This window comes from Streptomyces rubellomurinus (genome assembly GCF_000961885.1).
GTDB classification, from domain to species: domain Bacteria; phylum Actinomycetota; class Actinomycetes; order Streptomycetales; family Streptomycetaceae; genus Kitasatospora; species Kitasatospora rubellomurina.
Genome location: NZ_JZKH01000012.1, coordinates 1 through 21,999 on the forward strand (window position 1 = coordinate 1; position 21,999 = coordinate 21,999).

Genomic DNA, 21,999 nt, shown 5'->3' on the forward strand with positions numbered 1-21,999 from the left:
GGGGTGGGGCGGCGGTGGGGTGGTGGCGGGGCGGCCGGGGTGGGCGGGCACCGGCCCGGTGGGGGTGTGCCAGCTGGGCCCGCCCTCTTACGGAATGACCGATTTCCCCCTAGGCTGCTGGTTGCCCCCTTGTTACTGGCCGGTACCACGCAGGTTTCCGCACCGGTCGCGAGCGGGCCCGGCGACCGGCCCCCACGGCGCCGCGCCACCCCTCAGACGGCCACCCGCCTCCGGAGGTCCTCGTTGAGTTCCGCGCAGTCCCTGATCGGCTCCGGCAGTGCCGACATCGTCGCCGGGCGCCCCGCCTCCGTCGCCCACCTGTTCCTGGAGCGCGTCGCCCTCACCCCGAACGCCGAGGCCTACCGCTACCCCGCGGCGGTCGACCCGCAGGCCGCGGACGGCGCCCCCGGCGCGGAGCAGTGGCGTTCGCTCACCTGGGCGCAGACCGCCGTCCGGGTCAAGGCGGTGGCGGCCGGCCTGATGGCGCTCGGCATCCAGGCGGAGGACCGGGTCGCGCTGGCCTCCTCCACCAGGCTCGAGTGGGTGCTCGCCGACCTCGGGGCGATGTGCGCGGGCGCCGCCATCACCACGGTCTACCCCAGCACCAACACGGACGAGACCGCCTTCATCCTGTCCGACTCCGGCTCCAAGGCGCTGTTCGCCGAGAACGCCGCCCAGCTGGCCAAGGCCGTCGAGCAGATCGACCAGCTGCCCGAGCTGCGCACCGTCGTCCTCTTCGACGCCCCGGCCGGGACGCCCGAGGCGGCCGGCCTGGAGGTGATCACCCTCGGCGAGCTGGAGCGGCGCGGCGCCGCGTACCTGGAGGAGCACCCGGACGCCGTCGAGAAGGCCGTGGCCGCGCTCGACAAGGAGCAGCTCGCCACCCTCATCTACACCTCCGGCACCACCGGCCGCCCCAAGGGCGTGCGCCTGGTGCACGACTGCTGGGCGTACGAGGGGCGGGCCCAGGAGGTCAGCGGCCTGCTGGCCGCCGACGACGTCCAGTACATGTGGCTGCCGCTGTCGCACGTCTTCGGCAAGACCCTGATCTCCGGCCAGATCGCCACCGGGCACGTGATGGCCCTGGACGGCCGGGTCGACCGGATCATCCACAACCTGCCGGTCATCCGGCCGACCACGATGGCCTCCGCGCCGCGCATCTTCGAGAAGGTCTACAACGGCATCGCCGGCAAGGCCCGGGCCGAGGGCGGCGCCAAGTACAAGATCTTCATGTGGGCCGCCCAGGTCGCCCGCGAGTACGCCCGGGTCGTCCAGGAGAGCCGGATCGCCACCGGCACCGAGAGCGCCCCGCTCGGCCTGCGGCTGCAGCACGCGCTGGCCGACAGACTGGTGTACGCCAAGATCCGGGCGGCCTTCGGCGGCCGGTTCCGCGGCGCGGTGTCCGGCAGCGCCGCCCTCGCCCCCGAGATCGGCTACTTCTTCCTCGGCGCCGGCGTGCCCATCCTGGAGGGCTACGGGCTCAGCGAGACCAGCGCCGGCTCCTGCGTCAACCGCCGGGAGGACGTGCGGATCGGCACCGTCGGCCGCCCGCTGCCCGGCACCGAGGTGCGGATCGCCGAGGACGGCGAGATCCTGCTGCGCGGCCCCGGCGTCATGCGCGGCTACCACAACCTGCCGGAGAAGACCGCCGAGGTCCTGGAGCCGGACGGCTGGTTCCACACCGAGGACATCGGCGAGCTCACCCCGGACGGCTTCCTGCGCATCACCGACCGCAAGAAGGACCTGTTCAAGACCTCCGGCGGCAAGTACGTGGCGCCCAGCGAGGTCGAGGGCAAGTTCAAGGCGGTGTGCCCGTTCGCCAGCAACATCCTGGTGATCGGCAACGGCCGCAACTACTGCACCGCGCTGATCGGCCTCGACGAGTCGGTGATCATGCCGTGGGCCGCCGAGCACGGCCTGGCCGGCAAGTCCTACGCCGAGGTCGCCGCCGACCCGGCCGTGCACAAGCTGATCGAGGGCTTCGTCAAGCGGCTCAACGGCGAGCTGCAGCGCTGGCAGACGATCAAGAAGTTCCACCTGCTGCCGCGCGACCTCGACGTCGAGCACGGCGAGCTCACCCCGAGCCTGAAGATCAAGCGCCCGGTCGTCGAGCGGGTCTACGCGGACGCCGTCGCCGCGATGTACGCGGGCGCCAACGAGGCCTGAGCCCGCCCGTCCCGTACGGTCCGCCGGCCCGCGCCGGTTCGGGCGGGCCGTACGGGACAATGGGGGCATGCCCTCCGCACTCCCCGACGGCGAACCGGTGCCGTCCGACGGCTCCCTGCCCGCGCACGCCCTCACCGGGCTCGGCTCGCGGCCGTTCGGCTTCTACCTGCACGTGCCCTACTGCGCCAGCCGCTGCGGCTACTGCGACTTCAACACCTACACCGCCACCGAGCTGCGCTCCTCCGGTGCCGTCGCCTCCCAGGAGACGTACGCGGACAACGTGGTCGCCGAGATCCGGCTCGCCCGGAAGGTGCTGGGCTCCGCCGACCTGCCGGTGCGCACCGTCTTCCTCGGCGGCGGCACCCCGACCCTGCTGCCCGCCCGCGACCTGGTGAAGATGCTCGCCGCGATCCGCGACGAGTTCGGGCTCGCCGACGACGCCGAGGTCACCACCGAGGCCAACCCGGAGTCCGTCGACCCGGCCTACCTGGCCGAACTGCGCGAGGGCGGCTACAACCGGATCTCCTTCGGCATGCAGAGCGCCCGCCCGCACGTGCTGCGGCTGCTCGACCGCCACCACACCCCCGGCCGCCCCGAGGCCTGCGTCGCCGAGGCCCGCGCGGCCGGCTTCGAGCACGTCAACCTCGACCTCATCTACGGCACCCCCGGCGAGAGCGACGACGACTGGCGGGCCTCCCTGGACGCCGCCATCGGCGCCGGGCCCGACCACGTCTCCGCGTACTCCCTCATCGTCGAGGACGGCACCCGGCTCGCCGCCCGCGTCAAGCGCGGCGAACTGCCGATGATCGACGACGACGTGCACGCCGACCGCTACCTCATCGCCGAACAGGCGCTCAGCGCGGCCGGCTTCGCCTGGTACGAGGTCTCCAACTGGGCGACCACCCCCGAGGGCCGCTGCCGCCACAACGAGCTCTACTGGACCGGCGCCGACTGGTGGGGCGCCGGCCCGGGCGCCCACAGCCACGTCGGCGGCGTCCGCTGGTGGAACGCCAAGCACCCCGCCGCCTACGCCCGGGCCCTCGCCGAGCACCGCACCCCCGCCCAGGCCCGCGAGGTCCTCGCCGACGAGGACCGCCGGGTGGAGCGCATCCTCCTGGAACTGCGCCTGGAGCAGGGCGTCCCGCTCTCCCTCCTCACCGCGACCGGCCGCACCGCCGCCGCCCGCGCCCTCGCGGACGGCCTCCTCGCCGCAGGCCCGTACGAGCAGGGCCGCGCTGCCCTCACCCTCCAGGGCAGGCTCCTCGCGGACGGGGTCGTGCGGGATTTGGTGGACTGATCAGTGGTCCAATGGCGGCCGTTCTCCGTCAGTCCGGGAGCGTGGTGAAGTCGATCAGTTCCTCCACCCGGCCGAGGAGTTCGGGCTCCAGGTCCTTGTAGCTGTGCACCTTCGAGAGGATGTGCCTCCAGGCGGCCGGGGTGTCCGCCGGCCAGCCGAGGCGGCGGCAGGTGCCCTCCTTCCAGTCCTCGCCGCGGGGGACGGCGGGCCAGGCGGGGATGCCGACGCTCGACGGCTTCACGGCCTGCCAGATGTCGATGTAGGGGTGGCCGACGACCAGCACCGACGTACCGGTGACCTGGGCGGCGATGCGGTGCTCCTTGGTGCCCGGGAGCAGGTGGTCGACCAGGACGCCGAGGCGGCGGCCGGGGCCGGGGGCGAAGTCGGCGACGATCGCGGGCAGGTCGTCGATGCCCCGCAGGTACTCGACGACGACGCCCTCGATCCGCAGGTCGTCGCCCCACACCCGCTCGACCAGTTCGGCGTCGTGCCGCCCCTCGACGTAGATGCGGGACTCGCGGGCGACCCGGGCGCGGGCGCCGGGGACGGCGACCGAGCCGGAGGCGGTGCGGCCCGGGGCGCGGGAGGGGGCGGGGCCGGCCGGGCGGACCAGGGTGACGACCCGGCCCTCCAGCAGGAAGCCGCGCGGCACCAGCGGGAACACCCGGTGCTTGCCGAAACGGTCCTCCAGGGTGACGGTGAACCCCTCCGCCGTCCTCTCGCAGCGCACCACCGCCCCGCAGAAGCCGGTGGCCGCCTCCTCCACGACCAGGTCGCGCTCGGCGGCCACCTCCGGGGCGGGGGCCTGCTTCTTCCACGGCGGGGTCAGGTCGGGTCCGTACTGGCGGCTGCGCATGGGAGCGACTATACGGACGGACCGTCAGAGCCCCGGCGCGCCCCAGACCGGGAACCAGCGGGAGAGGTCCTTCTCCAGCCGCAGGTCGTTCCCCAGCGCGGCGTTGACCTGCAGCTCCAGCGGACTGTTGCGGCGCTCGCCGCCGCCGGGCATCGGGGCGAACGGGTAGAAGGTGCCGCGCTTGTACAGGTAGACCAGCGCCAGCGACTGCCCCTGCGCGTTACGGAAGGCGACCAGCGAGCAGAGCAGCTGCGGCCCGAAGCCGTTCGCCTCCAGCTCGCTGTTGACCGCGTGCAGGTCGTTGACCAGCTCCGGCAGCTCCTCGGGCGAGTGCCGGGCGAGCAGCCAGGAGTAGCCGTAGCCGTCCTTGGAGGCCTCGACGGGGACGCCGCCGCGCGCGGTGTCGGCGTCGAGCAGGGCGCGGACCTGCTGTTCGACCTGGACGAAGGCCGCGCCCTCGACGGCCGCGAAGCAGACCGCGCCGAGCCCGGTGGGCAGGAACCCGGCGGCGGCCTCCAGGGTGAGGGCGGCGGACGGCACGCCGAACAGCTGGTCGAGGTCGGGCTTGACGGGCTTGCTGCGGCCGAACAGGGTGTCCAGGAATCCCACGGCGGTCCTCTCGTGTGCCGGTGTTCGTGTGCCGGTGCGGTCAGCGGCCGAGCTGCTCGGAGATCCTCGCGAGCTGCGCCAGCCGCTTCTCCAGCGTCGGGTGGGTGGAGAACAGCTGCGAGGCGGTCTCCCGGGCGCTCAGCGCGGGGGCGAAGTAGAAGGCGTTGTACGGCTGGGACTTGCGCAGGTCCTCGGTGGGGATGGCGGCGATCTGCCCGGTGACCTTGGTGAGGGCGGAGGCGAGGGCGCTGGGCCGGCCGGTGAGCTGGGCGGCGGCGCGGTCGGCGGCGAGCTCGCGGTAGCGGGAGAGCAGCCGGGTGAGCAGGAAGCTGATGGCGTAGACGACCATCGACACCAGCGGGATGACCAGGGCCGCGATGGCCGCGTTCTGGTCGTTGTTGTTGCGCCCGCCGCCGCCCATGAACCCGCCGTACAGGGCGATCCGGGTCATCGCCCCGGCGAGGACGCCGAGGAAGCCGGCGATGGTCATCACGGCGACGTCCCGGTGGGCGACGTGCGACAGCTCGTGCGCGAGGACGCCCTCCAGTTCCTCGGGCTCCAGCCGGCGCAGCAGGCCGGTGGTGACGCAGACCACGGCGTTCTGCGGGTTGCGGCCGGTGGCGAAGGCGTTCGGCATGTCGTTGTCGGCGACCGCCACCCGGGGCTTGGGCATGTCGGCGAGGGCGCAGAGCCGGTCGACGGTGCCGTGCAACTGGGGATACTGCTCGGGGCTGACCGGGCGGGCGCCCATCGCCCGTTCGGTGATCTTGTCGCTGAACCAGAACTGGGCCACGAACAGCCCGCCGGAGATCAGGACGATCAGCGGCCAGGCGCCGCGCAGCAGCGCGATCAGCAGACCGGTGAATCCGACGTACAGCAGCCCGATCACGAACATGGTGGCGACCATGCGGCTGGTCAGGCCGCGGTCGGGGGCGAACCGGGTGTGCTGACCCGAGCTGGTCATCGCTTGCTCCTCCCAACGCCGTCGCTTTCGATGCTGCCACCCGGACGGCCGCCGGGCACCACCCGCGCGCGGGTCGTGTCGCGCCGGCCGGGCGGAACTGCGGGCAGGATCACCCCCGCCGGGCCGTTCCTGCGGTCGGACCCGGGCCGTACACTGGCAGGTACGGTTCTGGCACTCGCGTGTTCAGAGTGCCAGGATCAGGGTCCTTCGCCGGAGCGGCCCGCAGCATCACAGACGGACAACGTGCGAAGACGGAGGTGCGTGCCCATGGCCGGTGAGGTCCGCCAGCTGGACGAGCGCAAGCTCGCCGTGCTGCGCGCCATCGTCCAGGACTACGTCGGCACCGAGGAGCCGGTCGGCTCCAAGGCGCTGGTGGAGCGGCACAACCTCGGCGTCTCCCCGGCGACGGTGCGCAACGACATGGCGGCGCTGGAGGAGGAGGGCTACATCCACCAGCCGCACACCAGCGCCGGGCGCATCCCCACCGACAAGGGCTACCGGCTGTTCGTCGACCGGCTGGCCGAGGTCAAGCCGATGAGCGCCCCCGAGCGCCGGGCGATCCGGCACTTCCTGGACGGCGCCGTCGACCTGGACGACGTGGTCGCGCGCACCGTGCGGCTGCTCGCCCAGCTGACCCGTCAGGTGGCCGTCGTCCAGTACCCGTCGCTGTCGCGCTCGACGGTGCGGCACATCGAGCTGGTGGCGCTGGCCCCGGCGAAGGTGATGCTGGTGCTGATCACCAACACCGGCCGGGTCGAGCAGCGGATGGTGGACTGCCCGGGCGCGGTCGGCGAGACCCTCCTGGCGGACCTGCGGGCCCGGATCAACGCGCGGGCGGCGGGCCAACGCCTGCCGGACGTCCCGGGGCTCCTGGAGGAGCTGCCGGGCCTGTTCGAACAGGCCGACCGGCCGGCCGTCAGTACGGTCCTGGCGACGCTGTTCGAGGCGCTCGCCGAGCAGAACGAGGAGCGGATCATGCTGGCCGGCACGGCCAACCTGACCCGCTTCGGCCACGACTTCCCGCTCACCATCCAGCCGGTGCTCGAAGCCCTGGAGGAGCAGGTCGTCCTGCTCCGCCTCCTGGGTGAGACCGCGGACGCGGGGATGACGGTCCGGATCGGCCGGGAGATCGCGTACGAGGGGCTGAATTCCACCTCGGTCGTGTCGGTCGGCTACGGTTCGGGCGACGAGAGCGTGGCCAAACTGGGGGTGATCGGTCCGACCCGGATGGACTACCCGGGCACAATGGGGGCGGTGCGGGCGGTGGCACGGTACGTGGGCCAGATCCTGGCCGAGTCGTAGCACAGAGCCGGCGTTAAGAGTTTTAACGGCCGGCGACCAGTCGCAGCACTATCTACAGGCGGAACAAGCGGAGCATTTGGTGGCCACGGACTACTACGCGGTACTCGGCGTCCGACGGGATGCGGGGCAGGACGAGATCAAGAAGGCGTTCCGGCGCCTGGCGCGCGAACTGCACCCGGACGTCAACCCGGACCCGAAGACGCAGGAGCGGTTCAAGGAGATCAACGCCGCCTACGAGGTGCTCTCCGACCCGCAGAAGCGCCAGGTCTACGACCTCGGCGGCGACCCGCTCTCCCCGGGCGGCGGCGGCGGTGCGGGCGGCTTCGGCGCCGGCGCGGCGGGCTTCGGCTTCTCCGACATCATGGACGCCTTCTTCGGCGCCGCGGCCGGCCAGCGCGGCCCGCGCTCGCGCACCCGCCGCGGCCAGGACGCCATGATCCGGCTGGAGATCACCCTGGAGGAGGCCGCGTTCGGCACCACCAAGGAGCTCCAGGTCGACACCGCCGTCACCTGCACCACGTGCAGCGGCGAGGGCGCGGCCCCCGGCACCTCCGCGCAGACCTGCGACATGTGCCGCGGCAAGGGCGAGGTCTCCCAGGTGACCCGGTCCTTCCTGGGCCAGGTCATGACCTCCCGCCCCTGCCCGCAGTGCCAGGGCTTCGGCACCGTCGTGCCGACCCCGTGCCCGGAGTGCGCCGGCGACGGCCGGGTCCGCGCCCGCCGCACCCTGACGGTCAAGATCCCGGCCGGTGTCGACAACGGCACCCGCATCCAGCTGGCCGGCGAGGGCGAGGTCGGCCCCGGCGGCGGCCCGGCCGGCGACCTGTACGTCGAGATCGCCGAGACCACCCACAGCGTCTTCCAGCGCCGCGGCGACGACCTGCACTGCACCGTCACCATCCCGATGACGGCCGCCTCGCTCGGCACCCAGGTGCCGCTGCAGACCCTGGACGGGCTGGAGGAGGTCGACATCCGGCCCGGCACCCAGTCCGGCCAGTCGATCCCGCTGCACGGCCGCGGCATCACCCACCTGCGCGGCGGCGGCCGGGGCGACCTGATAGTGCACGTCGAGGTGCAGACGCCCACCAAGCTCGACGCCGAGCAGGAGGACCTGCTGCGCCGGCTCGCGGTGCTGCGCGGCGAGGAGCGGCCGTCCGGCCAGTTCGCGCCGGGCCAGCAGGGGCTGTTCTCGCGCCTGAAGGACGCCTTCAACGGCCGCTGAGTCCTGCTCGTCGTGAGGGGTGCCGGGGGGAGACCCCCGGCACCCTTTCCGTGTTCCCACCCACCCGGAGGTACCCCGTCATGACCGCGCCCGTCTTCGTCGTCGAGACCGAGCGGATCGCCGCCGCCGCGCCCGGCTCGGTGGTGCGCCTGGACGGGCCGGAGGGGCGGCACGCGGCCGCGGTGAAGCGGCTGGCGGCCGGCGAGGCGGTGACGCTGGCGGACGGGCTGGGGCTCGGCGTGGACGGGACGGTCGCCGAGGTGCTCGGCAAGGACGCGATCGACGTGACGGTGGCCGCCGTGCGCCGCGAGCCGCGGCCGGCGCCGCGGATCGTGGTCGTCCAGGCGCTGCCGAAGGGCGACCGCGGCGAACTGGCCGTGGAGACCATGACCGAGGTCGGCGTGGACGCGGTGATCCCCTGGTCGGCCTCGCGCTGCATCACCCAGTGGAAGGGCGAGCGCGGCGCCAAGGCCCTCGCCAAGTGGCGGGCCACCGCCCGGGAGGCGGGCAAGCAGTCCCGCCGGCTGCGCTTCCCCGAGGTGGGCGAGCCGATGACGACCCGCCAGCTGCTGCCCGTGCTGGCCGGGGCCGCGTTCGCCGCCGTGCTGCACGAGGAGGGCGCCGAGCCGCTGGCGCACGCCGCGCTGCCGGAGGACGGCGACGTGGTGCTGGTGGTCGGCCCGGAGGGCGGCGTGTCGCCGGAGGAACTGGCGGCCTTCGCCGAGGCGGGCGCGAAGCCGTACCGGCTCGGCCCCTCGGTGCTGCGCACCTCGACCGCCGGGGTGGCGGCGGGCGCGCTGCTGCTGGGGCGCACCGGCCGCTGGTCCTGAGCGGCCCAGCTCCCGAGCGCCGGGCGCGTCTGCCGAAATCCCGGGCGGTCGGGCGGTGCGGCTGCCTACGCTGGCCGGGTGACGGACTCCCTCAGCACCTCCACGGGCGCCTATCCGCGCCACCCGCACCTGCACGGTGACCTGCTCACCTTCGTCGCCGAGGACGACCTCTGGCTCGCCCCGCTGGACGGCGGCCGGGCCTGGCGGCTGACGGCCGATCACCTGCCGGCGCACCACCCCCGGTTCTCCCCGGACGGGCGGCACATCGCCTACACCTCCACCCGTGACGGCGCCCCCGAGGTGCACGTGGTGCCGGTGGACGGCGGCCCGTCCCGGCGGCTCACCCACTGGGGCAGTGACCAGACCCGGGTGCTCGGCTGGACGGCGGACGGCCGCCCGATCGCCGCCACCACGGCCGGCGAGGCCGGCCTGCGCCGCACCTGGGCGCACGCCGTGCCGCTGGACGGCGGCGCGCCGCGCCGGCTGCCGTACGGGCCGGTCGGCGGGCTGGCCTTCGAGCCGGGCGGCGACCGCGTGCTGCTGGTCACCACCAACAACCGCGAGCCGGCCTGGTGGAAGCGCTACCGGGGCGGCCGGGCGGGCACCCTGTGGCTCGGCCGGGACGGCGAGGAGTTCGCCCGCGTCCACGCGGAGCTGGACGGCCAGCTCGACTCCCCGATGTGGGTCGGCGACCGGATCGCGTTCCTGTCCGACCACGAGGGCGTCGGCGAGCTGTGGTCCAGCCTCCCGGACGGCTCCGACCTGCGCCGCCACACCACCGACCCGGACGGCTTCTACGCCCGCGGCGCCACCACCGACGGCACCCGGGTGGTCTTCCACCGGGCCGGCGAGGTCTGGCTGCTGGACGGCCTGGAGGGCGCCGAGCCGCGCCGCGCGGACGTCCGGCTGGCCGGCCCCCGCACCGGCCGCCGCCCCCGCCCGGTGCACGCCGCGCACTGGCTGGAGACCGTCTCGCCCGACCGCACCGGCCGGGCCAGCGCCGTCGTGGTGCGCGGCGGCGTGCACTGGCTGACCCACCGCGAGGGCCCGGCCCGGGTGCTCGACGAGACCCCGGGCGTGCGCGGGCGGCTGGCCCGGGTGGTGCCGGGCGAGGACGGCGCCCAGGGCGTGCTGTGGGTGTCCGACGCCGAGGGCGAGGACGGGCTGGAGTTCATCCCGGCCGTGCACGACGCCGAGCGCCGCCGGCTCGCCGCCGGGCAGCTGGGCCGGGTCAACTCGCTGGCGGTCTCCCCGGACGGCAAGCAGGCCGCGCTCGCCGTGCACGACGGCCGGGTGCTGCTGGTGGCGCTGGCCGACGGCGCCGTGCACGAGCTGGACCGCAGCCGGGACGGCGAGGTCACCGGGCTGGTGTTCAGCCCGGACTCGGCCTGGCTGGCCTGGTCCCGCCCGGTGCACGGCCTCGGCGCGTACTCGCTGCGCCAGATCGCGCTGGCGAACCTCGCCACCCGCACGGTCGGCGAGGCCACCCAGCCGCGCTTCGTCGACACCTCGCCGGCCTTCACCGCGGACGGCCGCTACCTGGCCTTCCTGTCGGTGCGCAACTTCGACCCGGTGTACGACGCGCACGGCTTCGACCTGGCCTTCCCCGGCGGCTGCCGCCCGTACCTGGTCACGCTGGCCGCCGACACGCCCTCGCCGTTCGGGCCGCAGCGGTCCGGGCGCCCGCTCGGCGGGGAGGAGGACGAGCAGCGCGCCCGGAAGGCGGACGGCGAGGAGGGCGCGGCCGAGGCCGCACCGGTGACCAGGGTCGACCTGGACGGCATCGCCGACCGGATCGTGCCCTTCCCGGTCGAGGGCGGCCGCTTCGGCCGGCTGCGCGCCGCCCGGGACGGCGTGCTGTGGACGCGTTCCCCGCTGCTCGGCGAACTCGGCGACGACGCCGCCTCGTTGGAGGACCAGCGGCCCCGGCCGGTGCTGGAGCGGTTCGACCTGAAGAAGCGCCGCGTCGAGCAACTGGTGCACGGACTCGACGACTTCACGGTCAGCGGGGACGGCACCCGGGTGGCCGTGCTGGACGAGGGCGAGCTGCGGATCGTCCCGGCCGACCACAAGGCGGGCGGCGAGGACGACGAGACCGCCGTCGACCTCACCCGGCTGCGGGTGACCGTCGACCCGGCCGCCGAGTGGCGGCAGATGTACGCCGAGAACGGCCGGCTGATGCGCGACAACTTCTGGCGCCCGGACCTGAGCGGCGTCGACTGGGCGGGCGTGCTGGAGCGCTACCGGCCGCTGGTCGAGCGGGTCGGCTCGCACGACGAACTGGTCGACCTGCTCTGGGAGGTGCACGGCGAGCTCGGCACCTCGCACGCCTACGTGGCGCCGTACGGCCGCTACACCGAGCCCGCCCGCCGGCAGGGCCTGCTCGGCGCCGACCTGGTCCACGACGGCGGGCAGTGGCGGATCGCCCGGATCCTGCCCGGCGAGTCCTCCGACCCGCGGGCCCGCTCGCCGCTGGCCGCGCCCGGCGCCGCGATCCGCCCCGGCGACGCGATCCTCGCCGTCAACGGCCGCCCGGTGGACCCGGTCACCGGCCCGGCGCCGCTGCTGGCCGGCACCGCCGGGCAGCCCGTCGAGCTGACCGTGGCCGGCAAGGACGGCACCGACCGGCGCCACCCGGTCGTCGTCCCGCTCGCCGACGAGGAGCCGCTGCGCTACCACGACTGGGTGGCCGGGCGCCGGGCCGCGGTGCGCGAGCTGTCCGGCGGGCGGCTCGGCTACCTGCACATCCCCGACATGCAGGCGGCCGGCTGGGCGCAGCTGCACCGCGACCTGACCACCGAGATGGCGAAGGAGGGCCTGGTCGTCGACGTCCGGGAGAACCGGGGCGGCCACACCTCGCAGCTGGTGATCGAGAAGCTGGCCCGCCGGATCGTCGGCTGGACGTTCGCCCGGGACCTCGCCCACCCGGTGCCGTACCCGGCGGACGCGCCGCGCGGGCCGGTGGTCGCGCTGGCCAACGAGATGTCCGGCTCGGACGGCGACATCGTCAACGCGGCGATCCAGGCGCTGGGCATCGGCCCGGTGGTCGGCACCCGGACGTGGGGCGGGGTGATCGGCATCGACAGCCGGTACCAGCTGGTCGACGGCACCCTGGTCACCCAGCCCAAGTACGCGTCCTGGCTGGAGAACTACGGCTGGGGCGTGGAGAACCACGGCGTCGACCCGGACGTCGAGGTGCCGTGCGCCCCGCACCACTGGGCGGCGGGGCAGGACCCGCAGCTGGCCGAGGGCGTGCGGATCGCGCTGGAGGCCCTGGCCGCGACGCCGGCCCGGACGGCGCCGCCGGCTCCCTGGGAGTAAGGGGTCACCCGGAGTGGGAAGTCGGCGGGACCGACTTCCCACTCCGCGCTGTGAGTAGGATGCGGGGCTGTTCTTGATCCAGATCGTGTGATCGACAGTCACGGGGGAGCACATGTCGCAGGGCTATCCGCCGCCGCAGCAGCAGCAATACGGCTACGGTCCCAATCCGTACGCGCAGCAACCGCAGCCGCAGCCGTACCCGCCGCAGCAGCAGCCGTACCCGCCGCAGGGGTACCAGCCGCCGCAGCAGCCCTACCCGCCGCAGGGCTACGAACAGCCGTACCCGCAGCAGCAACAGCAGCCGTACCCGCCGCAGGGGTACCAGCAGCCGCAGCCGTACGCGCAGCCGCAGCAGCCGTACCCGCCGCAGGGCTTCCCGCAGCCGTACGCGCAGCCCGCGCCGCCGGAGTGCCCGGAGGAGGCGTACGCCGGGCGGCGCTTCCTGGCGATCGTGCTCGACTTCCTCCTCGCCCTCGTGGTCGGTTTCGCCGCCGCCCTCGCCGACGACAAGACCGCCGAGCACGCCAAGCCCGTGGCGCACGCCGGTCACCTCGCGACCCAGAGCCCGGTGGTGCCCTTCTGGGTGGCGTTCATCGGCGTCGGACTGCTCACCTCGTTCCTCAACCAGGTGGTGCTCGCCCGGCTCACCGGCTTCAGCGTGGGCAAGGGCATCCTGGCCATGCGGGTGGTGCGCCGCAAGCACGTCCAGCGTCCCAACATGTGGCGGCTGACGCGGCGTTGGCTGATCGGTTTCGTCTTCCTGGCGGTCAACCTCATCGACGACGACTTCGACCTCTGGGAGGGGGACGTCGTCGGCATGCGCTCGGTGCGCTGGAAGCACCTGCGGGAGTACGAGCAGGCGGTCGGGCGGCTCGGCTAGGCTGCGCCCGTACGGACCAGAGCATCCCGCGAACCGAGGAGAGACCGATGGCCGGCGAGCCGCAGCCCGACTGTGTGTTCTGCAAGATCGTGGCGGGCGAGATCCCCGCGACGGTGGTGCGCAAGACCGAGCGCACCCTCGCCTTCCGCGACATCGCCCCCAAGGCCCCCGTGCACGTCCTGGTCATCCCGCACGTCCACTACGCGAACGCCGCCGAGCTGGCCGCCGCCGAGCCGGGGATCGCCGCCGAACTGCTCGCCGAGGCGGGCGCGGTGGCGAAGGACGAGGGCCTGCGGGACTACCGGCTGATCTTCAACACCGGTGCGGGCGCCGGGCAGACCGTCTTCCACGCGCACGTGCACGTGCTCGGCGGCACGTCCATGACCGAGCGCATGGTCTGACGTGTCCCAGCGCGAACTCGTCGTCCTCGGCACCGCCAGCCAGGTGCCCACCCGGCACCGCAACCACAACGGCTACCTGCTCCGCTGGGACGGCGAGGGCCTGCTCCTCGACCCCGGCGAGGGCACCCAGCGGCAGATGCTGCACGCCGGGGTCACGGCGACCCAGATCACCCGGATCGCCGTGACCCACTTCCACGGCGACCACTGCCTGGGCCTCGCCGGGGTGATCCAGCGGATCAACCTCGACCGCGTCCCGCACCCGGTCGACGTCTACTTCCCGGCCTCCGGCGAGGTCTACTTCGAGCGGCTGCGGCACGCCACCGCCTACCACGAGACGGCGGTGCTGCGCCCCCGGCCGATCGACGAGCCCGGCCCGCTGCCGGCCCCCGGCGCCCGTTTCGCGCTGGACGCCGTCCGGCTCGACCACCCCGTCGAGTCCTTCGGCTACCGGCTGTCCGAGCCGGACGGCCGCCGGCTGGTGCCGCAGCGGCTCGCCGCGCTCGGCGTGTCCGGCCCGGCGGTGGGCCGGCTGCAGCACGAGGGCGCGGTCGAGGTGGACGGCCGGACGGTCACCCTGGACGAGGTCAGCGAGCCGCGGCCGGGCCAGAAGTTCGCCTTCGTGATGGACACCCGGATGTGCGAGGGCGTCCACGCGCTCGCCGAGGGCGCCGACCTGCTGGTCGCCGAGGCGACCTTCGCTGACGCCGACGCCCGCCTCGCCGAGGACCACGGCCACCTCACCGCCGGGCAGGCCGCCAAGGCCGCCGCCGAGGCGGGCGTGCGCACCCTGGTGCTGACCCACTTCTCCCAGCGCTACCCGGACCTGGGCCAGCACCTGGCGGACGCCCGCAAGCACTTCGACGGGGAGCTGGTGCTCGCCGAGGACCTCGCCCGGGTGCCCGTCCCGGCCCGCCGCCCGTGATGGTGACGGCCGGGCCGGAAGGCCGCGGCCGGACGGAAAAGGGCTCGCGCCGCTCCGCGATCTGCCGCAGCATCGTCGGGTGCGGCCCCGCCGCCCGCCGCGGCGATCACGCGCGCGGCGTACCCTGGTGCCCCGGAGAGACCGAGCGGCACACGAGACCACGGATGGGATGAGGCAGGCCCCAGGGCCGACCCATGAGTGACACATCGCAGACCCGTACCAACGGACGGTCGCGGCCCGAGCCGGCCGACGACGGTCGCGTGAGCGCCCGGATCGTGATCCCCGAGAAGCACCCGATGGTCACCCTGCTCGGCACGGCGGACTCGCTGCTGCGCGTGATCGAGCACGGGTTCCCGGCCGCCGACATCCACGTCCGCGGCAACGAGGTGACCGCCACCGGGGACCGTGCCGAGGTCGCCCTCGTGCAACGCCTGTTCACCGAGATGATGCTGGTGCTGCGCACCGGCCAGCCCCTGACGGAGGACGCCGTGGAGCGCTCCATCGCCATGCTCCGCGAGGAGGGTCCGGACGGCCCGGCGCCGTCCGAGGTGTTCACCGCGAACATCCTCTCCAACCGGGGCCGTACGATCCGCCCGAAGACGCTCAACCAGCAGCGCTACGTCGACGCGATCGACAAGCACACGATCGTGTTCGGCCTCGGCCCGGCCGGCACCGGCAAGACCTACCTGGCGATGGCCAAGGCCGTGCAGGCCCTGCAGGCCAAGGAGGTCAACCGGATCATCCTGACCCGGCCGGCGGTCGAGGCGGGGGAGCGGCTGGGCTTCCTGCCCGGCACCCTCTACGAGAAGATCGACCCGTACCTGCGCCCGCTCTACGACGCGCTGCACGACATGATGGACCCGGACTCCATCCCGCGCCTGATGGCGGCCGGCACCATCGAGGTCGCCCCGCTCGCGTACATGCGCGGCCGCACCCTCAACGACGCCTTCATCATCCTGGACGAGGCGCAGAACACCTCGCCCGAGCAGATGAAGATGTTCCTCACCCGCCTCGGGTTCAACTCCCGGGTGGTGGTCACCGGCGACACCAGCCAGATCGACCTCCCGGGCGGCACCCGCAGCGGCCTCAAGGTCGTCCAGGAGATCCTGGCCGACGTGCCCGACATCCACTTCTCCGTCCTCACCAGCACCGACGTGGTCCGCCACAAGCTGGTCGGCCGGATCGTGGACGCCTACGAACGCTGGGACGCCCGGCAGGAGGCCGAGCAGAACGCCCCGCTCGACCGCAAGCCGGCCCAGCGCCGCCCCGGCAAGGCCGCGGCGGCCCGCGCACCCCGACAGTCCCACCGCACCGAAAGCTGAGCACCCAGCCCCTCATGTCCATCGATATCGCCAACGAGTCCGGCTGGGAAGCGGACGAGGAGGCCATCCTCGACGTCGCCCGCTTCGCCCTCGACCGGATGCGGATCCACCCGCAGTCCGAACTGTCCGTGATCCTGGTGGACGGCGCGGCGATGGAGGAGCTGCACATCCAGTGGATGGACCTGCCCGGTCCGACCGACGTGATGTCCTTCCCGATGGACGAGCTGCGCCCCGGCAAGGACGGCGAGGAGCTGCCGCAGGGCCTGCTCGGCGACATCGTGCTGTGCCCCGAGGTCGCCAAGCAGCAGGGCGAGGCGGCCCCCTCCAAGCACTCGATGGACGAGGAGCTGCAGCTGCTCACCGTCCACGGCGTGCTGCACGTCCTCGGCTACGACCACGAGGAGCCCGAGGAGGAGGAGGAGATGTTCGCCCTCCAGAAGCGCATCCTGGACGACTGGCGGGCGGGCAAGGGCCTCGGCGGCATCTCCCCGGCCCCCACCACCCACTGAGCGCGGGGCCCGAACTCCTGTGAGTGGTGAGAGTACGAGCTTCATCCTCGGCGCCGTGGCGCTGGTCGTGCTCGGCTGGTTGGCCGCGTGCGCCGAGGCGGGCCTGTCCCGGGTCTCCCGGTTCCGGGCGGAGGAGGCGGTCCGCAACGGGCGGCGCGGCTCCGCGCGGCTGCTGACCGTCGCCTCCGACCCGATCCGCTACCTCAACCTGGCGACCCTGATCCGGGTCGCCAGCGAGATGGCGGCGGCCGTCCTGGTCACCGCGGTGTGCGTGCGCAACCTGCACCCGACCTGGCAGGCCGTGCTGCTGGCCTTCGGCGTGATGGTGCTGGTCTCGTTCGTCGCGGTCGGCGTCTCGCCGCGCACCATCGGGCGCCAGCACCCGCTCACCACCGCGACCGCGGCCTCCTTCGTGCTGCTGCCGCTGGCCGCGGTGCTCGGCCCGATCCCGCGGCTGCTGATCCTGCTCGGCAACGCGCTGACCCCGGGCAAGGGCTACCGGGAGGGGCCGTTCGCCTCCGAGGCGGAGCTGCGGGCCCTGGTCGACCTCGCCGAGAAGGACGACCTGATCGAGGACGAGGAGCGCCGGATGGTGCACTCGGTCTTCGAGCTCGGCGACACCATCGTCCGCGAGGTGATGGTGCCGCGCACCGACCTGGTGATGATCGAGCGGCACAAGACCGTCCGGCAGGCGCTCACCCTGGCGCTGCGCTCGGGCTTCTCGCGGATCCCGGTGGTCGGGGACAACGAGGACGACGTGGTCGGCATCGTCTACCTGAAGGACCTGGTGCGGCGCACCCACATCAACCGGGACGCCGAGTCGGAGGAGGTCGGCGCGGTGATGCGCCCGGCCGTCTTCGTCCCGGACTCCAAGCCGGCCGGCGACCTGCTGCGCGAGATGCAGCAGCGCCGCTCGCACGTCGCGATCGTGATCGACGAGTACGGCGGCACCGCCGGGCTGGTCACCATCGAGGACGTCCTGGAGGAGATCGTCGGCGAGATCACCGACGAGTACGACCGGGAGATCGCGCCGATCGAGGACCTGGGCGACGGCTCGTACCGGATCACCGCCCGGCTGCTGGTGGAGGACCTGGGCGAGCTGTTCGGGATCGAGCTGGAGGACGAGGACGTCGAGACCGTCGGCGGCCTGCTGGCCAAGCACCTCGGCCGGGTGCCGATCCCCGGCTCGGCCTGCGAGATCCCGCTGCCGGAGGGCGCGGGGGACGGCGACGGCCTGACCGGCATCCTGCTGACCGCCGAGTCCTCGGCCGGGCGGCGCAACCGGATCGGCTCGATGGTGGCCACGCCGGTGCGCGGGTCGGCGGACGACGGGGGCGGGCCGGGCGAGTAGCGGGTGGCCGCCCGCCGCGCGACCATGGAGGGCATGACGCACAAACTTCGCGCGGAGTACGGCCCGCAGGGGGCGGCCGGCGGAGTCTCGACCTGGCACGTGGTGCGGGACGAGGACCCGTCGACGGCGCTGTGCGGCCGGACCATGGCCGACGACGCCGAGACCCGGCCCGAGCAGGAGTGGGGCACCGGGCTGAGGTGCTGCCAGCAGTGCGGCTCGCTCTACATGCACGAGACGCCGCACATGCAGGGGAGCCACCCTTACAGCTAGCCACGGTTGGATCATGGCCGAGCTCTGGAGGTCGCCATGAAGCTGCACGACGAACTGCCCACCGTCGGTACCCGGCTCGCCATGGTGTGGCGGATCGGGGCGGGGCTCGGGGGGATCTTCCTGATCGTGTTCGGGATCCTGGGGCTGACCGACCACCCGGGCTTCCTGGCCACCCACGGCGACCGGATCGCCGGGCTGTCGACCAACGGGGCGCTGAGCATCCTGTCCATCGTGGCGGGCGCGGTCCTGGTGGCCGGGGCGGTGATCGGCGGGAACTTCGCGTCCAACCTCAACATGGTGGTCGGCGTGCTGTTCGTGCTCTCCGGCTTCTACGGGCTGACGGTGCTCGGGCGGCCGGACGCCAACATCCTCAACTTCCGGATGTCCAACGTGCTGTTCGCGTTCGTGTTCGGGGTCGTGGTGACGACCTTCGGGATGTACGGCCGGGTCAGCAGCCACCTGCCGCACGACAACCCGTTCTGGCGCGAGCGGATCGAGAAGGAGGAGGCCCGGCCGTCCGGTGCCGCGAAGACCTTCGTCAAGGTCCTCAACCCGAACCCGGGGCGGACCCACCCGGTCGGCCACTGAGCGGTGGGGCGGGCCGCCTATGCTCGGCGGCATGAGTGACAGCGTCGAACTCGACCCCGAAGACAAGAAGATCATCACCCTGGCCCGCTCGGCCCGCGCCCGCAACGGCGTCCCCGAGGGGGCCGCGGTGCGTGACGAGACCGGCCGCACCTACGTGGCCGGGACGGTCGCCCTGGAGTCGCTGCGGCTGAGCGCGCTGCAGACGGCGGTGGCGATGGCGGTGGCCAGCGGCGCCAAGTCGCTGGAGGCGGCGGCCGTGGTGAGCGAGGCGGAGCAGCCGGCCGAGGCGGACCTGGCGGCCGTCCGGGACCTCGGCGGGGCCGGGACGCCGGTGCTGCTGGCCGGCCCGGACGGGACGCTGCGGGTGTCGGTCGGGGCCCGCTGAGGCCGTACCGCGGGCAGCGCCCCCTCGCCCCCATAGGCTCAGCCGATAATCTCACCGGAAGTGGTTCGGTGAGGGGGCTGGGGACATGGGGGCGTTGGCGTTCTTCGCCGGGCTGCTGCTGTTCGTGATGGGCATGGGCAAGTGGCAGGAGACCGGCTCGCCGTTCTGGCTCTGGGGCTCGGTCGCCTACCTGGTGCTGCTGGTGGTGTTCTCGCTCACCGGGAAGAGCGGCGGGAAGGGCGGCGGGAAGGGCTGAGCGCCCCCGGTGCCGGGCCCGGGCGCCGGGCCTGGGCGGCGGCGCTCCGGTGATCAGGGAGAATGGAGTCCATGACTGCCCCTTCCTCCTTCCGCTCCGGGTTCGCGTGCTTCGTCGGCCGTCCCAACGCGGGCAAGTCGACCCTGACCAACGCCCTGGTGGGGACGAAGGTCGCGATTACCTCCGACCGCCCGCAGACCACCCGGCACACCGTGCGCGGCATCGTGCACCGCCCGGACGCCCAGCTCGTGCTGGTCGACACCCCCGGTCTGCACAAGCCGCGCACCCTGCTCGGCGAGCGCCTGAACGACCTGGTCCGCACCACCTGGGCCGAGGTCGACGTGATCGGCTTCTGCCTGCCCGCCGACCAGAAGATCGGCCCCGGCGACAAGTTCATCGCCAAGGAGATCGCCGAGATCAAGAAGACCCCCAAGGTCGCCATCGTCACCAAGACCGACCTGGTGGACTCCAAGCGGCTCGCCGAGCAGCTGATCGCGATCCACCAGCTCGGCATCGAGCTCGGCTTCGAGTGGGCCGAGATCATCCCCGTCTCGGCGGTCGGCGACAAGCAGGTGTCGCTGGTGGCGGACCTGCTCACCAAGCTGCTGCCGGAGGGCATGCCGCTCTACCCGGACGGCGACCTCACCGACGAGCCCGAGCAGATCATGGTCGCCGAGCTGATCCGCGAGGCCGCGCTGGAGGGCGTCCGGGACGAACTGCCGCACTCGCTGGCCGTCGTGGTCGAGGAGATGCTGCCGCGCGAGGACCGGCCGGCGGACCGCCCGCTGCTGGACATCCACGCCAACGTCTACATCGAGCGGCAGAGCCAGAAGGCGATCGTGATCGGCGCCAAGGGCGCCCGGCTGAAGCACGTCGGCACGACCGCCCGCAAGCACATCGAGGCGCTGCTCGGCACCCCGGTCTACCTGGACCTGCACGTCAAGGTGGCCAAGGACTGGCAGCGCGACCCGAAGCAGCTGCGCAAGCTCGGCTTCTGAGCCGCCTCTGAGCCGGCCTCTGAGCTGGCCTCTGAGCCGGCAACGCGCCGGTGCTGCGCGGGGGTTGCGGGTCACGCACCCTCGCGCAGCACCAGGGAGACCAGCTCGCGCTGCGAGTCGCTGAGCTTCGGGTCGGCGCAGTGCACCGTCCGGCCGTCGACGGTGATCTCGTAGTGGAAGCCGTCCGGCACCCCGTACGAGGGGGCGCGCAGGCCGCCCGCGACGGCCTCGCGGGCGAGGGCGTGGACGTGCGGGGCGTCCGTGCGGTCGGCGGTGTCGAGCTCCGCGTGGCGGACGATTCCCGCGAAGCCGCCGGTCCGGGTCACCTGGATGCGCATGGTGTCCATGGTGCTACCCGGGGGTGGGGGTTCGGGGCGGTTTTCCCGGACCGTGACCTTGGTTCCGGTTCGACACGCTATCGACGGCGGCAAGGCCCGGGAGGCAGGCCTCAGCCCGGGCTGACCCCCACCTGGGCCCAGGAGGCGGTCACGGTGTCGGCGATCGAGGGCTGGTCGGGGTAGCGGGCCTTGGCGGCGGCGACGGTGGCCCGGGCGAAGGCGGTGAAGTCGGCGTCGGCGGGCAGCCGGCGGCCGGTCAGCGCGTCGTACCAGATCCGCCCGGCGCGCTCCCAGGCCGGGCCGCCGAGGGCGGTGGCGAGCAGGTAGAACGCGTGGTTGGGGATGCCGGAGTTGATGTGCACCCCGCCGCTGTCCTCCGAGGTGTTGACGTAGTCGCGCAGGTGCGCGGGCTGCGGGTCCTTGCCGAGCCGGGGGTCGTCGTAGGCGGTGCCGGGGGCCTTCATCGAGCGCAGCGCGACGCCCTGGATGCCGGGGGCGAGCAGGCCGGCGCCGATCAGCCAGTCGGCCTGGGCGGCGTCCTGGTGCAGCGCGTACTGCTTGACGAGGGATCCGAAGACGTCGGAGACGGACTCGTTGAGCGCGCCGGGCTGGTCGTGGTACTCCAGGCCGGCGGTGAACTGCGTGACGCCGTGGGTGAGTTCGTGGCCGATGACGTCGATGCAGGCGGTGAAGTCGCCGAAGATCTCGCCGTCGCCGTCGCCGAAGACCATCCGGTGGCCGTTCCAGAAGGCGTTGTCGTAGTTCTGGCCGTAGTGCACGGTGGCGTCCAGGCGCAGCCCCTGGTCGTCGATGGAGCGGCGGCCGTAGGCGTCGGCGTAGAGCGCGAAGGTGGCGCCGAGGCCGTCGTAGGCGTGGGTGACGGAGTCGTCGGCGGTCGGGGTCTGGCCCTCGGTGCGGACGGTGCGGCCGGGCAGGCGCTGGGTGTGCCCGGCGTCGGCGATCACCCGGCTGAGGGCCGGGCTCGCGGCGACGGGCGGGGGCGGGGCGAGGCGGGCCGCGCGGTGCGCGGCGTCGAGCGCGAGGGAGCGGACGGCGGGCTCGTGACCGGCCTCGGCGAGGCGGTCCAGGACGTACGGCGGGACGATCGCGCAGAGCGGCACTCCTGCTGTCATGCGGCCCAGGGTGAGTCATCGATGACCGGTTGTCACCACCTTTGGCATGACCATTTGTCGTCTCAAGGGGTGGAACGGT

22 protein-coding genes are annotated in these 21,999 nt (G+C 73.4%); 17 read left to right on the plus strand and 5 right to left on the minus strand.

Features of this window, described 5'->3' with window-relative positions:
* Positions 1-243 precede the first annotated feature (243 nt).
* The gene (locus tag VM95_RS08390) at positions 244-2,166 is read left to right on the plus strand and encodes an AMP-dependent synthetase/ligase (protein WP_078859707.1); all 1,923 of its coding nucleotides are present in this window, start codon (positions 244-246) and stop codon (positions 2,164-2,166) included.
* A 67-nt stretch (positions 2,167-2,233) separates the two neighbouring features.
* Positions 2,234-3,463: a radical SAM family heme chaperone HemW gene (gene hemW / locus VM95_RS08395; RefSeq protein ID WP_045693607.1), complete on the plus strand. Its 1,230-nt coding sequence runs from the start codon at positions 2,234-2,236 to the stop codon at positions 3,461-3,463.
* A gap of 28 nt (positions 3,464-3,491) precedes the next feature.
* Here hemW and VM95_RS08400 read toward each other — a convergent pair whose 3' ends face one another.
* Genes VM95_RS08400 through htpX form a run of 3 tightly spaced genes read right to left on the minus strand, consistent with a single transcriptional unit; the run spans position 3,492 to position 5,892 of the window.
* Entirely contained in the window at positions 3,492-4,319 is an 828-nt protein-coding gene (locus tag VM95_RS08400) for a DUF3097 domain-containing protein (protein WP_045693609.1), read from the minus strand.
* A gap of 24 nt (positions 4,320-4,343) precedes the next feature.
* Positions 4,344-4,928, minus strand: coding sequence for a PspA-associated protein PspAB (pspAB, locus tag VM95_RS08405; RefSeq protein ID WP_045693611.1), 585 nt, complete (start codon positions 4,926-4,928; stop codon positions 4,344-4,346).
* Positions 4,929-4,968: 40 nt separating this feature from the next.
* Positions 4,969-5,892: a zinc metalloprotease HtpX gene (gene htpX, locus VM95_RS08410; RefSeq protein WP_045693613.1), complete on the minus strand. Its 924-nt coding sequence runs from the start codon at positions 5,890-5,892 to the stop codon at positions 4,969-4,971.
* 267 nt (positions 5,893-6,159) lie between these two features.
* On the opposite strand from htpX, the gene hrcA reads away from it, so the two are divergent.
* The 15 genes from hrcA to era all read left to right on the plus strand — a co-directional run bounded on the left by hrcA (position 6,160) and on the right by era (position 20,449).
* A complete protein-coding gene (hrcA, locus tag VM95_RS08415) occupies positions 6,160-7,194 on the plus strand; it encodes a heat-inducible transcriptional repressor HrcA (RefSeq protein ID WP_045693615.1) in 1,035 nt (344 codons plus the stop codon).
* 79 nt (positions 7,195-7,273) lie between these two features.
* Positions 7,274-8,416, plus strand: coding sequence for a molecular chaperone DnaJ (gene dnaJ / locus VM95_RS08420; protein WP_045693619.1), 1,143 nt, complete (start codon positions 7,274-7,276; stop codon positions 8,414-8,416).
* Between the two features lie 80 nt (positions 8,417-8,496).
* Complete coding sequence (locus VM95_RS08425) at positions 8,497-9,246, plus strand: 16S rRNA (uracil(1498)-N(3))-methyltransferase (protein ID WP_045693622.1); 750 nt, start codon at positions 8,497-8,499, stop codon at positions 9,244-9,246.
* Between the two features lie 78 nt (positions 9,247-9,324).
* Entirely contained in the window at positions 9,325-12,567 is a 3,243-nt protein-coding gene (locus tag VM95_RS08430) for a S41 family peptidase (protein ID WP_045693624.1), read from the plus strand.
* 112 nt (positions 12,568-12,679) lie between these two features.
* The gene (locus VM95_RS38640) at positions 12,680-13,447 is read left to right on the plus strand and encodes an RDD family protein (RefSeq protein WP_052707210.1); all 768 of its coding nucleotides are present in this window, start codon (positions 12,680-12,682) and stop codon (positions 13,445-13,447) included.
* Positions 13,448-13,494: 47 nt separating this feature from the next.
* On the plus strand, positions 13,495-13,848 hold the full coding sequence (locus tag VM95_RS08440; RefSeq protein ID WP_045693626.1) for an HIT domain-containing protein: 354 nt from the start codon (positions 13,495-13,497) through the stop codon (positions 13,846-13,848).
* Position 13,849: 1 nt separating this feature from the next.
* Positions 13,850-14,770, plus strand: a complete 921-nt coding sequence (locus VM95_RS08445) for a ribonuclease Z (RefSeq protein ID WP_045693628.1) — start codon at positions 13,850-13,852, stop codon at positions 14,768-14,770.
* 296 nt (positions 14,771-15,066) lie between these two features.
* A complete protein-coding gene (locus tag VM95_RS08450; RefSeq protein WP_045693789.1) occupies positions 15,067-16,092 on the plus strand; it encodes a PhoH family protein in 1,026 nt (341 codons plus the stop codon).
* 14 nt (positions 16,093-16,106) lie between these two features.
* A complete protein-coding gene (ybeY, locus tag VM95_RS08455) occupies positions 16,107-16,601 on the plus strand; it encodes an rRNA maturation RNase YbeY (protein ID WP_045693630.1) in 495 nt (164 codons plus the stop codon).
* A gap of 19 nt (positions 16,602-16,620) precedes the next feature.
* Entirely contained in the window at positions 16,621-17,952 is a 1,332-nt protein-coding gene (locus VM95_RS08460; RefSeq protein ID WP_078859708.1) for a hemolysin family protein, read from the plus strand.
* Positions 17,953-17,985: 33 nt separating this feature from the next.
* Positions 17,986-18,222 (plus strand): hypothetical protein, encoded by a 237-nt coding sequence (locus VM95_RS08465; protein WP_045693793.1) that lies wholly within the window; start codon positions 17,986-17,988, stop codon positions 18,220-18,222.
* Between the two features lie 36 nt (positions 18,223-18,258).
* Positions 18,259-18,810, plus strand: a complete 552-nt coding sequence (locus VM95_RS08470) for a DUF4383 domain-containing protein (RefSeq protein WP_045693632.1) — start codon at positions 18,259-18,261, stop codon at positions 18,808-18,810.
* 31 nt (positions 18,811-18,841) lie between these two features.
* On the plus strand, positions 18,842-19,195 hold the full coding sequence (locus VM95_RS08475) for a cytidine/deoxycytidylate deaminase family protein (RefSeq protein WP_045693795.1): 354 nt from the start codon (positions 18,842-18,844) through the stop codon (positions 19,193-19,195).
* Between the two features lie 85 nt (positions 19,196-19,280).
* A complete protein-coding gene (locus VM95_RS42305) occupies positions 19,281-19,451 on the plus strand; it encodes a hypothetical protein (protein WP_157882014.1) in 171 nt (56 codons plus the stop codon).
* Positions 19,452-19,522: 71 nt separating this feature from the next.
* Complete coding sequence (gene era, locus VM95_RS08480; RefSeq protein WP_045693635.1) at positions 19,523-20,449, plus strand: GTPase Era; 927 nt, start codon at positions 19,523-19,525, stop codon at positions 20,447-20,449.
* Positions 20,450-20,520: 71 nt separating this feature from the next.
* Here the strand turns inward: era and VM95_RS08485 are convergent, their stop codons facing one another.
* Entirely contained in the window at positions 20,521-20,787 is a 267-nt protein-coding gene (locus tag VM95_RS08485; RefSeq protein ID WP_045693797.1) for a protealysin inhibitor emfourin, read from the minus strand.
* Positions 20,788-20,897: 110 nt separating this feature from the next.
* Positions 20,898-21,920: a M4 family metallopeptidase gene (locus VM95_RS08490; protein WP_045693637.1), complete on the minus strand. Its 1,023-nt coding sequence runs from the start codon at positions 21,918-21,920 to the stop codon at positions 20,898-20,900.
* Positions 21,921-21,999 lie beyond the last annotated feature (79 nt).

Excerpts from the sequence above, each read along its gene's own strand:
- hemW (WP_045693607.1), top strand. The coding sequence starts at position 2,234 with ATGCCCTCCGCACTCCCCGACGGCGAACCGGTGCCGTCCGACGGCTCC.
- htpX (WP_045693613.1), bottom strand. The coding sequence starts at position 5,892 with ATGACCAGCTCGGGTCAGCACACCCGGTTCGCCCCCGACCGCGGCCTG.
- VM95_RS08450 (WP_045693789.1), top strand. The coding sequence starts at position 15,067 with ATGGTCACCCTGCTCGGCACGGCGGACTCGCTGCTGCGCGTGATCGAG.
- VM95_RS08465 (WP_045693793.1), top strand. The coding sequence starts at position 17,986 with ATGACGCACAAACTTCGCGCGGAGTACGGCCCGCAGGGGGCGGCCGGC.
- VM95_RS08400 (WP_045693609.1), bottom strand. The coding sequence starts at position 4,319 with ATGCGCAGCCGCCAGTACGGACCCGACCTGACCCCGCCGTGGAAGAAG.
- VM95_RS42305 (WP_157882014.1), top strand. The coding sequence starts at position 19,281 with ATGGGGGCGTTGGCGTTCTTCGCCGGGCTGCTGCTGTTCGTGATGGGC.
- VM95_RS08490 (WP_045693637.1), bottom strand. The coding sequence starts at position 21,920 with ATGACAGCAGGAGTGCCGCTCTGCGCGATCGTCCCGCCGTACGTCCTG.
- VM95_RS08485 (WP_045693797.1), bottom strand. The coding sequence starts at position 20,787 with ATGCGCATCCAGGTGACCCGGACCGGCGGCTTCGCGGGAATCGTCCGC.
- hrcA (WP_045693615.1), top strand. The coding sequence starts at position 6,160 with ATGGCCGGTGAGGTCCGCCAGCTGGACGAGCGCAAGCTCGCCGTGCTG.
- VM95_RS08475 (WP_045693795.1), top strand. The coding sequence starts at position 18,842 with ATGAGTGACAGCGTCGAACTCGACCCCGAAGACAAGAAGATCATCACC.
- VM95_RS08425 (WP_045693622.1), top strand. The coding sequence starts at position 8,497 with ATGACCGCGCCCGTCTTCGTCGTCGAGACCGAGCGGATCGCCGCCGCC.
- VM95_RS38640 (WP_052707210.1), top strand. The coding sequence starts at position 12,680 with ATGTCGCAGGGCTATCCGCCGCCGCAGCAGCAGCAATACGGCTACGGT.
- VM95_RS08470 (WP_045693632.1), top strand. The coding sequence starts at position 18,259 with ATGAAGCTGCACGACGAACTGCCCACCGTCGGTACCCGGCTCGCCATG.
- era (WP_045693635.1), top strand. The coding sequence starts at position 19,523 with ATGACTGCCCCTTCCTCCTTCCGCTCCGGGTTCGCGTGCTTCGTCGGC.
- ybeY (WP_045693630.1), top strand. The coding sequence starts at position 16,107 with ATGTCCATCGATATCGCCAACGAGTCCGGCTGGGAAGCGGACGAGGAG.
- VM95_RS08440 (WP_045693626.1), top strand. The coding sequence starts at position 13,495 with ATGGCCGGCGAGCCGCAGCCCGACTGTGTGTTCTGCAAGATCGTGGCG.